The organism is Fodinibius sediminis (assembly GCF_900182555.1).
Lineage (GTDB): Bacteria > Bacteroidota > Rhodothermia > Balneolales > Balneolaceae > Fodinibius > Fodinibius sediminis.
Window position 1 is genome coordinate 12,984 of sequence record NZ_FXTH01000011.1, and the last position, 14,835, is coordinate 27,818.

A 14,835-nucleotide genomic window follows, 5' to 3' on the forward strand; every position below is an offset into this window, starting at 1 on the left:
TTCCTAACTAATTAGCTTCCCTTCAAAAGCTTTTTTGAGAATGCTTTGGCGTAGAGCTTTTGCTTTTTGAAGTTCTTGCTCAATTGTTTTTTCAGTCTGATCCACAATAGACAATCGGGAGTCAATCATATCTGCCACTTTTTTCTGCTCTTGTAAACATGTGAATGGTAATGGATAACCTGAAAGTTTTGTCCCATTTATGTTAGACTGATTAACTCCATCCGTTTTGACCTTATTACCATAATTTTGAGCTTCATAGCTATTCAGGTAGTAGGTCAAATACCGAGCATCTATTATTGTATTAATTTGATTTAACCGTATTAAATAACCAGCAAAAATTGCTTTCTTTTTTCCTTTATAAAGAGCTGTTTTCCCAACCAGTTCTGGACTATTAGTTCTATTAAACAACACATCCCCTGGCTGAAGTAAATACTTCTCAATTTCTTCTGGATCATTTGAATAGACTAAATCGTCCCATACAAACTTCCCATCTTGCATATTTCCCATTCTAAGAACTGGCATATCACCCGAATCCTCAGATTTTTGAGATGTCCCATACTCCACCCTTGAAACTGTATCACTAATCCTAATCCATTCCCAATTATTTGGTAATTTGGGTAAACTATCTAATTCTTCATCGAGAGGATCAAATGTTCTCCCTTTCATGGGTTTACGTGGCTTCTTACCGGGCTCTCCCTGTTCTTCCCACTCATCAACTTCTTGTTCCCATTCTTTTAGTTGCTTCTGTCGATATTCTTCTTGCTCTTTTTCAATATGTCGTTTCAACTCCTCCGGGGTCGGCAAATCCTCCTGTTGCTCCCGCCACTGCTTGGTGAATTTCCCTTCAAAGGCGGCTTTGAGGACGGACTGCTTGTAGGTTTCGAGCTGCTGCTTCACTTTTTTGAGGTTTTGGATTCCGTTATCCAGGTCGGAGAAGAGTTCTTCTATTTTTTCGACGATACGGTGTTGTAATTTAAGTGGAGGAACTAAAATCTCAGTATTTTCAAATTTCTTTTTAGTCACATGGACCATTCCAGATCCATGTGACTTTGCATATAAATCCCTTATTATTCTTTTCAAATAGTGAAAAAGAAAACGATTATCGATAAAATCTCTTGGGACTACCTTAAAGATATGCTGATTTAGCCATGCGTTTCCCCCTTTCCAGATGTAAGCATCCAAAGAAGCTGACCAAGCAAATAACAGATCCCCACTCTGCACCAAATATCTATCCTTAAAATCTTTAGTAGAATAATTATAACTTGCCTCAGGATCGTTCAAATTCTGTATCCTAATTATTGGCAGTCCTTTATTCTCCCATTCTTCAGGCTTAAATGCTCTTCCATTGAGATATTCAGCTACCTCCCCCAAAGTGTATTTTTCCCATCCCTTGATCTTTTCTTCTGTAATTTCAATTGTCTCAACTTCACTCATATTATATCCTATACTACTGTAAATTCTTGTGGCATATCCGGCATGGCATCATAGGTACGCCCATCCAACTCACGACCAGCCTTTTTCTTATTACGTCCACCCCATTGTTTAAAAAAGAATGGCACATCGTCTTTTTCACACTGCCGTTTAATATCTATAACCCATTCCGGCTTCATAGGCCGTGGATTGTGGCCACTTTCGCCTCCAACAATGACCCATTCTATATTATCCAGTGGCATATTAGGTAGTGGTCCTATGAGGGGCTCACAAGAAAGGAATTTAACATGTGCTTTTGTTTTACGCAGTGTATTTATACGGTGCATCACATCTTCATTTTCGACAGATACACCCATCCAGATGTTGTCAGCCCAATCAAGGTAACCGACTTGGTCATACTCTAATAATACTTCGGGCCGCTTGGTCAATATCTGAAAAACGTGGCGCCGGTTATCATTCATAACCTTGAATACGTCCTGTATGAACTCGACCGGAATTTTTTCATGAAATAGATCGCTCATGGAATTGACAAATACCACTCGGGACTTCTTCCAGGAATAGGGCTCATCCAGCGTATCGGGATGTGTTGTTACCTCAAACTCATTGCGGTATTTTTCTACGCCCATTGCTTTCAGGCGCTTGGCCATTACTTCTGCATAACAGAACTTACAGCCCTGAGATACCTTGTTGCACCCGGTTACGGGATTCCAAGTCATCTCGGTCCATTCAATGGATGATTGTGCCATGTTGCGCCTAATTATACTTTATAGTTAACTATATTCTTCTTTTTGAAGACATTATCATAAGTAATACCTGGTGTTCTTCCTTCATAGTCAATTATACCGTCCTTTTTCAACATCCTTAAGTACTTATTTGCAATCTGTCGTGAATTTCCAGTTTCGTAAGTAAATTGTAAAGCCTCTTTGTTATTGGTAATTGAACCTTCAACTATTTTTTCTTCTAATTCCTTTTTGAATTTTTCAATTTTAGTCAATTTTTCATTGTCAAATAAGTCAGTTTGCCTTTTTGAAGTGTCATCATCAATGTCAAAGTTAGCTTCACCATTCTGTTTATTTTTCTTCCATGATATATATAGGAATTTATCAACTGCGAGGGGATGACTTGCTCCAAATATTATACCGTAAATATTTGCACCCTTTTTGATTGAAAATGGATGCAGCTTTAGCTGACTGTCTAAAGACAAGCTTTCCCTTAACTTGTCAACTATAACCCGGTGAATATTTGCCCATTCTATTTCATTTAGCTCCTTTTTTGAGAATTTTAGCACATTCTGGAATTCATCAGTCATGCCAAACCTTTTGAAATAGGATGAAGAACCAAAAAACAAAAAATCTGTGGTATTTAACTTTTCAAGTTCTGACAAATATTGATCTGATATAAACTTAATACCATTCTGATCCAAGAATACCAAGGATGGATAATTTTTCATTATTGGTAGTAACTCATTTAAAAGTGACCCAGCATCCTTGTTATAGAATTTAAGTTCTAAGCAATACTTAAATTTTTCATGCTCATCGACAAAATTTTTACAGTTTTCTTTAAGCATTTCAAATTTTTTTTGATCACTTTTATTTGGCTCAAATTCATTGAGATGTAAGGTTATTTGTGTTTTTTTGTTAAGAATATTACCAAGGTGATCAACAATCTTTTTTAAAATTCGAATAGGGCTCCCAGCTATCCCATTCACATCATATCCCGGTCCGGCAAACAAATCAAAAATATGAATTTGTTGTATCCCACTCATTACAAATGGTGGTATCCAAGCTTCGGCATAATCCTCGAATATCTCTAACTTAGAAAGAGTGGCCTCATCGAAAGGCTCAAGATGCAAATCTTTATATCCCATTAAGGTTTCTCCTGATATTTAATTAAGGCCGGTGACAACACTATGACATCCCCTATTGTGCATTTTAAGCCACCAACTCTTCATTCATCTCTTCAATAATTTCATCCATCTCATCCCCAAAGACTTTATACATCCCCCCGATGCCTCCCTTGGCATCAAACGGGGCATAGTCCAGATCATCCCTAGTGAAGTGTATGGAAGTAGCGATATGATCCTTGATCATGTGCAGCCATTCCATCTGCTCTTCATTGAATTTCAGGGCACCGGCCTGTTTATCGAAGACCCATTCCTGGAAGTTCCGGTTTACCGTGGAATCAAACGGTCGGAGCTCCTCATCCAGTCCACACACCTTTCGGATCAAGGCCACCAAAGCCGTTAATTCCGATTTTGGATTTCTGCCTTCATACTTCTCCAGCTGGGAATAGCCCTGCCAAACATGCATCGGTGCCAGATTGGGTTTTTCCTGCCGGATCTTGTCGGCCAGTTCCTTTATCATCTGGTAGGTAACCTCTTTCAACCGATGGGGCTGATCGTAAAAGATGGATAAGGCTGTAATTTCATCCTTATGCTCTTTGATATAGGCCTTAAAATCTTCAACAAGTGTTTCAGACTGCTGTTTCTGTTCTTTGTCCCACCCAGCGTAGGTGACCTCATCAATATTGACCACATCAAGAATCTGCTCGTGGGTCTTCTTCGCCTGGTCCAGAAACTCAATCAGTTCCCCCGTAAAATTGGAGGCGGCCTTCTCCCGTAACTTTCTCTTTGCCGCTTCCTCATCCCCTCCGGTTCCTCCTTCTTCCTGCGGCTTACCGGCCAATTCCTGGACTTTATCGGGATTGGTTGCATCCAGCAACTCGTTGGTAACAGTGTTAATGGATTTCCCGGTCACCTCCTTGAAATGCTCTTTCTCTCTGCCATCAAGCAGTTTATTTAGTCGTGCCAGGCGATTGGCTGCCGAATCAAAAAAGTCTTCGTCCGCACTGCCCATCATAATGTGATGCAATAGATCCTTAAAAGGAACAGTGCGGTTTCGCTCTAAGGGACGGCTGTCGGTTTTCAGACTCTTGGTAACCCCAACCGCATCCACAACCACAAAATGGGTCTTATCCGTTTTTGCGGAGGGCGTGACCTTTTCCAGATCCTCTTTCTGCAGGGTACGGGTACCCCTTCCTTTCATCTGTTCAAAGTAATTCCGGCTCTTCACATCCCGCATGAACATCAGACACTCAATGGGTTTCACGTCGGTACCGGTAGCAATCATATCCACCGTTACGGCAATGCGGGGATAAAATTCATTGCGGAACTGTTGCAATACCGATTTGGGATCTTCTTCGGTCTTATAGGTCACCTTTTTACAAAAATCATTGCCCTCGGCAAACTCTTCACGGACCGTTTTAATAATATCATCACAATGACTGTCCGTCTTGGCAAAAATCAGTGTTTTGGGCACTTCCTCCCGATGCGGGAAAATAGTCGGTAGGCTGTCTCGATATGTTTTAATGATATTGCGGATCTGGCTGGGATTGACGACATCTTTATCCAGCTGTTTGGCCGTATAATCCACATCTTCATCCAACTGCTCCCAACGCTTCTTGCGGGTGAGCTTCTCCCGCTTCTCAACATACTCCTTTGCCTTAATTTCCTTGCCATTCTTGGAAATCTCCGTTTCAATCGTAAAGACATCGTACCCAACGTTCACACCATCTGCTACAGCCTGCTCGTGTTTATATTCGCTGACCACGTTCTCTTTGAAATACCCATAGGTGCGCTTATCCGGGGTGGCAGTCAGCCCCACCTGAAAGGCGTCAAAATAGTCTAATACTTGCTTCCATAAATTATAGATAGAGCGATGGCACTCATCTATAACGATGAAATCGAAGAACTCAATCGGTACCTCTTCATTGTACTCAACCGGAACCGGTTCCTTCGGCTGGTACTGCTCGTTGGGATTCTCTTCCTCACTACTTTCTTCCAGCTCATCTCCCTGCAGGATGGAGTACATTCGTTGTATGGTGCTGATACATACCTTGCTATCAGGTGCGATGTAGCTGGACCGCAGTAATTGAACTGGATAGATCTCGGTGAACTTTCGATTTTCCCCGGTGGGCGTATACTTCATAAACTCCTGTTCGGCCTGTTCCCCCAGGTTTTTGGTATCCACCAGAAAGAGAATGCGCTTGGCATCGGCATGTTTCAGCAAGCGGTAAATCGAGGTAATGGCCGTAAACGTCTTACCAGCACCGGTAGCCATCTGAATCAAAGCACGTGGCCGACCCTCCTTAAAGGATTGCTCCAGATTTCTAATCGCACTGATCTGGCAATCCCGCAGGCCTTTGGTTTGAAGGTCCGGAATCTCCTGTAGGCGGGCTCTTAGTGTCTTGTCCTTTTCCATCCATCCCTGCAACGTTTCCGGGCGGTGAAAGGAAAATACTTCACGGGACCTCGGTTTGGGGTCTCTTAAGTCGGTAAATCGGGTTATTTCCCCATTGCTTTCATAAATGAAGGGGAGGGATGCTTGTCCAATATACTGTAGATCGCTTGCCGAATACCGGTTAGACTGAGCCTCAGCCTGTAGAAGTCGGTGTCCTTCTTCCTCTCGTTTTGCTTCTATAATGGCTGCGGGTCGTTTTTGTACAAAAGAAATGTAATCTGCAGGACCGGAGTCGGTATGGTACTCACGGATAGTGACCCCATCTGATACAGAAAAATCTATGCTTTCCTTATTTTGAATATCCCAACCTGACTGTTTAAGTCTCTCATCAATTTTTTTTCTGGCCTCTTGTTCAGGCGTAAGGTTATTACTACTCATTATGCGGTAGATAGACTATGATAAGATGAAACCCAACGTAAATCATTAAATTGGTTATAAGGTAACAAAATGTTGTAAAAGAGCAAGGAGTAGAAGGAGGTGGCTTGTTAGCAGTAAGAAAAAGAAATCCCATGGCATCCAAACATTTGTAACGATCCAATGCCTCGGACTACTTATAGTTGCATTGTGGTTGAGTTGGTTTTTTTCTTACGGTAAAATGATCCTGGATAACAAATAACTGATCGAGTAGAGTGTCAATGTTTAGTAAAATCAATAGGATAGCTTAACTATTCCTGGTGTACAGAATTTCTGGTGGGAAGACTTTTCAGAGGAAGAAAACAAGGGGCCTCAAGGCTTCCGAAGAAGGCCGGACCTGTATCAGAGAAGAAATTTGGAGCGACTCTGAGCAATGCCTTTGATATAATATTGTTAAACATAATATATTTTCTGTCGATCAGACGTGGAAGAACTTTTTTAGCTGAAATTTGCGGTTGCCTCTTTGCGAGTAGACTTATGAATCCAAGTTGAAAAAGGAAATAGCTAATTTGCGAGTAGGAAAAATCGGTGATATATTAGATTTTTGATTTGAACCCTCGATCCTTGATGATCGAGAAATTTAGTGAACCTATGGGTGACCATAGGAATTGAGCGGTCAAAATCGGTTTCTGTGTACTGTAAAGCCACAAATTAGAGAAGGTTCAAAATCCTCTCTCTCCGCTCTCAAAGCCCTGATATAGGTTCTGCTCCTGCATCAGGGCTTTTTATGTGCCGCACAGGCGGCAGAGCATACCAACTGGAAACCAGAGGCAGCGCCTCTTTGGAGAGGCGGCAGCAAGCCTTGCGCATTTGCCTTAGTCCTTGTAGCAAAAGCCCCGGGCAGATTATCTGTTGATGTACAATACCTCCGCTTCCGGCTGCCGGGCTATGGGGTTTCAGGGTAGCGGAAGCAGGAGCTGCCGTCACTGCACAGCCCCATCCCCTTAAATCGCCCTGCTGTACTGGAATTGTTCCCTGACTTCGTAGTGCTGGGATCGATTATCATACCGCTTGAGAATTTTTCTCTCCACAGCCGATACATAGGATCTCTTAAAATTTTGCCCGGCAAATTCCTTTACCGATTCCCAGGAGTCAAACCACATGATGGTGATGAATTCTACCTCATCCCCGTGGTTTTTTCGAAATAGCTGAATGCTTTTATAGCCCCTGACCTGCCTGTCGGCAATGGTCGGGAAAATTTTCTCCCGAAGGAGGTTTTCGTATTCATCAGCATCTTCCATGGTGGTCCATCCACGCCAAATTCTACTAATCATAACATATGACAGCTTATTATCGGTTATTGCCCTATTTAAATTTTATCTGCCTGCCAAAGTTCCGGATCGTATAAAAAAGAGGGGTAATCGGCTGAAATTAGTCTCTTTCCGGTCATATTGTGCCTTTTCGACCGGTGATTAATCTCCGGGCGGCATGCACCCACCCGGTGCCCTGAGGGAAGTCCCGGGGAAGGCTGTGGGGGAGAAGCAGCTGAATAGGGCCGCCCTCTCCGAGAGAGCAGGTTGCTTCTGCATTCGGGGCCATGAGGGCCGGATGCTGATAATACAATGGTTTTTTCAACCGCTGACACACAAGAGTTTTGGGAGTAGTTCGTTAGGAGTTTTATACACCGGTACTGCGTGGTAAGTGCCGGTCGTCATTTTACACCTACACTAACAGTAACCTAAAAGAACAATAAAGCCTGCGAGTCCTGCACGAATATAACGTGCAGGACTCCAAAGGCTTCGGAGAGTGCTTCCAAAGGTTTGGGTATCACAGCATCCGGTCTTTCGGTTAGACCATTTCGCCGGTGTTGGGAGGCTTTTGAAACGGATAATGCATGGGGGCAACTGTTTTGATGGTCGGCCTGTGCCGCATAAAGTCAACAAGCATGGCAAAAGGATGAACCATGGGATATTTCGGAATAATCTGACAAGTAATCTTTAGCACAGACTGGAGGCTGCGATACTTTTGATGGATAATGATACGGTAAATTGATAAGATGATTGGAAAAAGCTGTTTTTTTGCTTTTCTATCCTTAGCTTTTACATATGGTTAGGGGTTGTGCAATTGTCATACTGTTAGTGTCATTGATGGGAGGCGTTCCCGACAGGGGAGGTGCGCAATTCAGCCTGGACCGCGACAGCTTGCGGATTCTGCTGGATGAATCCAGCGGCAAAGAGCGGCTGACCCTGCTTCATCAATTGAGTGAACGGCTGCAGCAGTCAAGTCTGGATTCTGCCCTGGGGTATGCCAATGAGGCGCTGATTCTTGCCCAGGATATGGAGTCACCGTCCCTTCGGGCCGAAAGTCATTGGCGACTGGGTCGGCTGTTATCCCGAAGCGGCGCCCATACCGAAGCCCTGTCCCATTTGCTGGAGGCAAAAAGGACGTTTGAGCAGCTTGGAGACCTGGCCAGCGAGGCGGCTGCACTTGGTAGTCTGGGAGCCTTGTACCGGCGCCAAAGCAATTACAATACTGCCCTCGAACACTTTTTTAGTTCCCTGAACTTGTGGGAACAAGTTGAAAATGTTCGGGGAGCGGCAAATATCCTTCACCAGATTGGGATTGTCAATGAACGGATGGGACAATTATCGCAGGCTGCTACTTTTTATGAGAGAGCTTTACGCCTGAGTGAAGATATCCGGGATTTCAGTGATATGGCGGTCAATGCCACCCAGCTGGGCAGGGTATATGGAGAACTCGGAGAAAACGAGAAAGCTTTTGAACTGATGAGACGGGCACTGGATGCCTCGGAGCATTTGCCGGGTAAACATGCTACGGCATCCATTTTACTGGAGCTGAGTGCGTTATATGAAGAAAAGCAGGCCTATGATGATGCCATCATGGCAAATCGCCAGGCACTGGCGCTGGCTGATTCAATGGAAAACCCTGTATTGAAGTCACTGAGTTTGCAAAATATAGCTGCCGTATCTGCCGAGATGGGAGCCTATAAGGAAGCAAATGAACACTTGCAGCGGGCACTTTGGCTGCTCGAAACAACAGGTGTTAAGCAGGAATATATCAAGGTGTTGAACCGAATGGCCCGCAACTTTCTCCATTTGGATCTACTGGCAGAAGCTGTGGATGCGGCTGAACGGGCGCTGGATGAAGCTATGGCGATGAAGGCGTATGAATTGAGCCAGCAGTCTCTGTTTATCTTAACGGAAGCTTACGAGCGGGAAGGAGATTTCGAGCAGGCACTGGATACCCAGAAACGTCTTAATGCCATCAAAGACAGTATCTTTGACCGGGAACAAGCCCGGCAGATAGCCAACATGCAGGCGCGATACGAAATGGACCAGAAACAACAGGAGATTGCCCTTCTGGAGGAGCAACAAAGTCGGGCAGAGCTGGTTCGCAATGTCTCTATGGGGGGAGTCGTTCTGATAGTGGTTATAGGATTCCTGATTTATAACCGGCAGCGTCTCAAGATAAAGAAGAACAAAGCAGAACTTGAAAATACACAACTGAAAGAACAACAGCTCGAGAAGGATCTGGCCTACAAAAACAAGCAGCTGACCAGTCATTCACTTCATCTGGTGCAAAAGAATGAAGCCATGAAGGAATTAATGGATAATATTGACCGGCTCAGTCAGAGCCGGGGAGGAACATTGAGTCATGAGCTGCAGGAGCTGAGAAACCTGGTAGATTACAGCTTTAACCTTGATGAGGATTGGGAACAGTTCCGGCTCTATTTTGAAGAGGTTCATTCCGGTTTTTTCAATATTCTAAAAGAGCGGTATCCCGATCTTACCCCCAATGAACTACGCCTTTCGGCCCTGGCCAAATTGAACCTTTCTATCAAAGAGACGGCTACCATTATGGGCATAACACCCAACAGCGTGAAGACCGCCCGTTATCGGTTGCGCAAGAAACTTAATATGGATACCAGCGAAAATCTCAATGAATTTATGATGGCTGTCGAAAAAACGGCCAGCGACCGATAGCAGCAGACTGTCCCTGTTGTTAAATGCCGTCTGGCAGCACGGCATTTTCTCTTCCGTTCTGCATGTTTACCTGTTATCTACGTAATAATTCCTGATGTATACTCATTGTTGACCCCTGCTGGCTTGTGCCTTCAGCCCCCCTCATGATAGTTTTTTGCGTATCAGGGACGATAAACCTTCTGGCTGAAGGGAACTGTGGAATTCCATTTCATCATGGGAAAGTAACCCCGTGGCAAACCTGTGACAATTACAAACAAAATATGATAAGACAATGAAAAGAATACTGGCGTTCATCTACGGTATATTAAGTTACGTGATATTTCTGGCTTCTTTTTGCTATGCGATTGCTTTTGTGGGCGATTTTTGGGTACCGAAGACCATCAACAGCGGTGCAACAAGCGCCCTGGTGCCGGCCCTTCTGGTTAATATGGCGCTGCTGGGGGCATTTGCCATTCAGCACAGCGGTATGGCCCGCAGGGGCTTCAAAAGATGGTGGACGAACATCATCCCCAAACCCATTGAGCGAAGCACCTATGTACTCATATCCAGTATGATACTGATCCTGCTGATGTGGTTCTGGCAGCCCATACCGGCAACAGTCTGGAGCGTAGAAAGCGAGCTTGGCCGGTGGCTTTTGTGGGGCGTGGCCGCGCTGGGCTGGCTGATCGTGCTTGTTACAACCTATCTGATCAGTCACGCTCACCTGTTCGGCCTGCAGCAGGTCTACGATTTTCTGCAGGCCCGCGACTTGTGGTATCCCCGGTTTCAAACACCCGGGCTGTACCGCTATATCCGGCATCCCATGATGCTGGGATTTTTTCTGGCTTTCTGGGCCACCCCCGAGATGACGGGCGGGCATCTGCTGTTTGCTGTTGCCACTTCGGGCTATATCCTGGTCGCTCTTCGTTTTGAGGAGCAGGACCTTATTCGGGTATTTGGAGACCAGTACCGGAAATACCGGAAGCGGGTGCCGATGTTATTACCGGGCATAAAGGGGAGAAAGGCTGTCAGCAAAAACAGGAACGTCAAGGTCCCGTCTGAATAGGGAAGAATAACAAGCTGAAATATTGCACTCAAAAGGAGGAAGCATTATGAGCACAAACATCGACAAAGCACTGCATGCCGCTCTTGAAGGTCCCGAAATACAGCGACTGAAAGTGTATGGCCACCACTGGAACGTCAAACCCGCAGATGTGCTGCGAAGAGAAGGTACACGGGTTCGCGTGGAGGGCCAGCTTGATCACAGCGTGCGCATGTGGGATGATGACCATCTTTTTTACAAGTTTACCTTTAAAAACGGCAAGCTTGAAGAGCAGGATCTTCAGATTAAAGAGAAGGGACTCGGGCAAATAGCGGGAATAGTAGCCAATGCGGTTGGCAAATTCGTTGATATGCCCATCCCGCCCGAGGAGATATCGAAGATTGGTAATAAACTTGAAAATATGGCGCATAATGAGTGGCAGTATGCCATTCAAAAACTGGCGCTGCGCATTGGACTGGAAGGGTACAGGCGAATGCACAGCATTACGGCCTATACGAAACCCCGCTTCGGGGGAGTATCCCAGGTTTTTTCGCCCGGGGTCTATGAAGCCAGCGACTTCTGGGCCGTGGGCAACGATCGCATCGCTTCGCTGAGGGTGCCGCCCCGTATGAAGGTGCTGGTTTGCAAGCACCGCCCGGGGGTGGGCCGTCCCGAAGAATGCAAGACATACACCAAGGATCGTCCTGCGCTTGACGAAGAGGTGATGGGCGTGTCTTACTTGAGTGTGGAAGACCTGGACAACCCCGGCCATACGCTTGTCATTGACGGTACAGAGGCACAGCGTGCCGAGTATACGGTTCGCCTGAAGGAAGGCAGCGGCTGGCTTCGGAAGGACGCCCACCGGGGGTCGATACAGCGAAGCGACAAAATATCCGACGACCGAACCACGGCGCGCGGCATTGTGGGCGGCGGGAAGGACGCCTATCAGTTTACCGGCGACCTTGAGGAGGTACGGCTCAGCGGTGACGAGCAGCAGGTCGTGATTAAAGTAGACGGGGAACCCGTCGAGGCCCTGCACTAAGCGGTAGTCTGATCTATAGGTTGAAAAATACCGGTCCTTGCCCGCGGCCCTTATTTTTTGCCTGTGGCAACGGGTTGTGGGGTCGGGCCTGTGAGATCAAAGGCAAAGCCGATATCGAGGTCCTGCGGCCTCACTGCTGCGATCGGGCATCAGCTGCCTGCAGTGCCCTGAATACATTCACCACACCGTCGGATACGGACAGTTCACTGAAAGGTACGGTCCGGGCCTCCTGGGTGGGTTTGTGCGGGATGGTGACGGTCTGTTCGGGATAGGTCACCACGCTTTGCATAATGATTTCACGGACCCCGGCAGCCGTTAACTCCGGGTAGTAGTTCATAAGCAGGGCAGCTGTTCCGCTGACGACCGGGGCAGCCATGCTGGTGCCCTGCTGCCGCTCATATTCGTTGTCCGGCATGGTGGAGTAGATGTCAACGCCCGGAGCAAAAAGATCCACGGTTTGATCGCCGTAGTTGCTGAACCCGCCAACAAATTCATTTCCCGGCTTCCATGAACTTGCACCAACGGTGAGCCAAAGTTCAATGGAGGGTCCTCCTTCTTCAGGTCCGAGAGTATCGGTGGGGTAACTGGTATCCTCATCGGAATTCTCGGACGAGTTGCCTGCCGCGTGAACCATCAATACGCCGTTTTCCTGGGCATGCCTGACTGCATCATCGACAATCGGCTTGTGGGGCGAGTAGGATTTCCCAAAACTCATGTTGATGATATCGGCCCCGTTGTCGACAGCGTAGCGGATGGCGTTGGCCACATCTTTGTCTCGTTCGTCGCCATCGGGTACCGCACGGACAGGCATGATACGCACGCTGCTGGCAATGCCTTTGATGCCAATACTGTTTTCCCGTACGGCACCGATGATGCCGGCAACATGCGTGCCGTGGGTGGGATCGGGACCGGCTACGTCATTGTTGCCGTAAAACCGTTCTGTCTTGTCTTCGTAGTTGTCTCCCACAATATCACGCGGCGAAAAATCGGGGTTGTAGCCGTACTTGGCAAAATTATAGATCTGTTCTTTTTGATCGGCGATGAGCGTAGAATCAATATCATTCTCCATAACATAGCTCATCACATTCTGTGCAAAATACGTCTGCTGATCCTGAGGCTGTAGATTCTGTACCTCCTCGTATGTATAGTCGCCTTCAAAATACTGTTTCAGGATCCGGTCGGCACGCTGCATGTTCTGTTCAAGCGACTGGATGTTGCTGTACTGTCTCAGTAGTTTTTCTATTTCATAGCGGTATGCACTCAAAATATCCTGGTAATACCGGTATTTTTTTAGTTCTTGTGAATTCAGAACGGTCGTATCCACATCACTGTATTCCGGATGGAGTTTTGCATAAATGCGGGTAAGCTCAAAGGTGTCATGATTGACATTTTTACCGTCCGGTCCGCCGATGAAATTCCATCCATTGACATCATCGACATAACCGTTTCCGTCGTCATCCTTCCCGTTGCCGGCAATTTCATCATCATTGGTCCAGATATTGGACTGAAGGTCTTCATGATTGATATCAACTCCACCGTCGATTACGGCGACGACCACCTCTTTTTGGGCGGATCGCTTGCTGAGAACATATTCATAGGCCAGTTCGCTGCTGATGCCGCGGAACTGCGTGAATTCCTCGTCCAGCAGGTGCCAGTCCTCGGGTGGTTCCAGCATGGAAGAAAAGTCAACAGAATCCGCCGGCTGTGGAGGGGTGGGACGTACAATCTTCTGTGTGGTCGAGCAGCCATATGTTAATAGTATTGCGGAAAAGAAAAGAAGAATGCGGGATTTCATAGAAGTCATGGTAGACGGATGGATTTTAGAGATGGTAATCTAGTTGCTTTGGGTGCTGACGGCCTCTAAAAAACGGTCGGATGCTCGCTCATAGGCTGTGTACATACTTTTGCCAATAGCCTGGTCCAGCAGCTGACCTGTCTCGGATTGCATCAGGGCGAGATAGCTCTCAAGAGTATTGATGTCTACATTGTAATAGGTAATCATGAGCTGATCATGGGTTTGCTGAGACGCACCCGCCTGCATCTGTGTTCTAAAGTTGGCAGCCACGGCATCAATTTGCTGGTCGGTAAAACTGTGTTGCGCACTCAGATTTCCAAGAGCCTTGATGACCGAACGCAAAATAACAATGGAAGACTCAACCGATCCGGCAGCTGCCGAGGTTGTATCAACAAGCGTTTGTATAATCTCAACGCGTTCAGGGGCGGGGGGCTGTTGTTCCATTTCGTACTGGGTGACTATCCTCTTGCGTTTTCCCTGAAGGCTGTAGAATTCCTTGTGGGCCTCAGTAACATGCTGTATGGGAGGACTCCCCAGCGTATTGGTTATTTTGTTGATCTGCTGGCTGCTCAGCCGCTGTTGCAGGGCGGTCTTGAAATCTTCCAGCAGGCGATCACTTCGGTATGCATCCGAGAACAACTCCAGCATCAGCTCATTTTTGTCGGCTGCCAGGTTGAGCGGGTTTTGTTCAAACTGCATGCGGATATTTTCAGGCGCTTTTCCCAATTGTTGCTCCAGGGCCAGCTGCTCAATGAGCTGATCGACGGGAGACTGACCACTGCCGGTGGATTGTCCCGGCAAAGGGAAAGGCAGGATGGCAAACAGCAGAAAAAAAACAGTGAGGCGTTTATCGAGTTGCATTGTCAGATTCATCAAAAGTGATTTGATTT

General features: G+C 46.4%; 10 protein-coding genes. 3 read left to right on the plus strand and 7 right to left on the minus strand.

All coding sequences use genetic code 11. The features are described 5' to 3' along the window. Positions 1-3 precede the first annotated feature (3 nt). From FN808_RS12435 to FN808_RS12455, 5 genes are all read right to left on the minus strand, one after another. A complete protein-coding gene (locus FN808_RS12435; protein WP_142714933.1) occupies positions 4-1,434 on the minus strand; it encodes a restriction endonuclease subunit S in 1,431 nt (476 codons plus the stop codon). Between the two features lie 8 nt (positions 1,435-1,442). Then, positions 1,443-2,177: a DUF5131 family protein gene (locus FN808_RS12440; protein WP_142714934.1), complete on the minus strand. Its 735-nt coding sequence runs from the start codon at positions 2,175-2,177 to the stop codon at positions 1,443-1,445. Between the two features lie 11 nt (positions 2,178-2,188). Next, positions 2,189-3,298, minus strand: a complete 1,110-nt coding sequence (tcmP, locus tag FN808_RS12445) for a three-Cys-motif partner protein TcmP (protein ID WP_142714935.1) — start codon at positions 3,296-3,298, stop codon at positions 2,189-2,191. Between the two features lie 64 nt (positions 3,299-3,362). Beyond that, positions 3,363-6,107: a type I restriction endonuclease subunit R gene (locus FN808_RS12450; protein WP_142714936.1), complete on the minus strand. Its 2,745-nt coding sequence runs from the start codon at positions 6,105-6,107 to the stop codon at positions 3,363-3,365. 980 nt (positions 6,108-7,087) lie between these two features. Further along, positions 7,088-7,417 carry an antibiotic biosynthesis monooxygenase gene (locus FN808_RS12455; RefSeq protein ID WP_142714937.1) on the minus strand — a complete coding sequence of 110 codons (330 nt, stop codon included), beginning with the start codon at positions 7,415-7,417 and terminating at the stop codon, positions 7,088-7,090. An 813-nt stretch (positions 7,418-8,230) separates the two neighbouring features. On the opposite strand from FN808_RS12455, the gene FN808_RS12460 reads away from it, so the two are divergent. The 3 genes from FN808_RS12460 to FN808_RS12470 all read left to right on the plus strand — a co-directional run bounded on the left by FN808_RS12460 (position 8,231) and on the right by FN808_RS12470 (position 12,150). Continuing rightward, positions 8,231-10,087 carry a tetratricopeptide repeat protein gene (locus FN808_RS12460; RefSeq protein ID WP_246068355.1) on the plus strand — a complete coding sequence of 619 codons (1,857 nt, stop codon included), beginning with the start codon at positions 8,231-8,233 and terminating at the stop codon, positions 10,085-10,087. Between the two features lie 271 nt (positions 10,088-10,358). Further along, complete coding sequence (gene mddA, locus FN808_RS12465; protein WP_142714939.1) at positions 10,359-11,132, plus strand: methanethiol S-methyltransferase; 774 nt, start codon at positions 10,359-10,361, stop codon at positions 11,130-11,132. A gap of 46 nt (positions 11,133-11,178) precedes the next feature. Then, positions 11,179-12,150, plus strand: a complete 972-nt coding sequence (locus FN808_RS12470) for a hypothetical protein (protein ID WP_142714940.1) — start codon at positions 11,179-11,181, stop codon at positions 12,148-12,150. A 130-nt stretch (positions 12,151-12,280) separates the two neighbouring features. On the opposite strand, the gene FN808_RS12475 is transcribed toward FN808_RS12470, so the two are convergent. Beyond that, a complete protein-coding gene (locus FN808_RS12475; RefSeq protein WP_142714941.1) occupies positions 12,281-13,954 on the minus strand; it encodes a S8 family peptidase in 1,674 nt (557 codons plus the stop codon). 30 nt (positions 13,955-13,984) lie between these two features. After that, entirely contained in the window at positions 13,985-14,818 is an 834-nt protein-coding gene (locus FN808_RS12480; protein ID WP_142714942.1) for a hypothetical protein, read from the minus strand. Positions 14,819-14,835 lie beyond the last annotated feature (17 nt).

Bases quoted from the DNA above. Each gene is read 5' to 3' on its own strand.
- FN808_RS12450 (WP_142714936.1), bottom strand. From the start codon at position 6,107: ATGAGTAGTAATAACCTTACGCCTGAACAAGAGGCCAGAAAAAAAATT.
- FN808_RS12480 (WP_142714942.1), bottom strand. From the start codon at position 14,818: ATGAATCTGACAATGCAACTCGATAAACGCCTCACTGTTTTTTTTCTG.
- FN808_RS12460 (WP_246068355.1), top strand. From the start codon at position 8,231: ATGGGAGGCGTTCCCGACAGGGGAGGTGCGCAATTCAGCCTGGACCGC.
- tcmP (WP_142714935.1), bottom strand. From the start codon at position 3,298: ATGGGATATAAAGATTTGCATCTTGAGCCTTTCGATGAGGCCACTCTT.
- FN808_RS12470 (WP_142714940.1), top strand. From the start codon at position 11,179: ATGAGCACAAACATCGACAAAGCACTGCATGCCGCTCTTGAAGGTCCC.
- mddA (WP_142714939.1), top strand. From the start codon at position 10,359: ATGAAAAGAATACTGGCGTTCATCTACGGTATATTAAGTTACGTGATA.
- FN808_RS12475 (WP_142714941.1), bottom strand. From the start codon at position 13,954: ATGACTTCTATGAAATCCCGCATTCTTCTTTTCTTTTCCGCAATACTA.
- FN808_RS12455 (WP_142714937.1), bottom strand. From the start codon at position 7,417: ATGATTAGTAGAATTTGGCGTGGATGGACCACCATGGAAGATGCTGAT.
- FN808_RS12440 (WP_142714934.1), bottom strand. From the start codon at position 2,177: ATGGCACAATCATCCATTGAATGGACCGAGATGACTTGGAATCCCGTA.
- FN808_RS12435 (WP_142714933.1), bottom strand. From the start codon at position 1,434: ATGAGTGAAGTTGAGACAATTGAAATTACAGAAGAAAAGATCAAGGGA.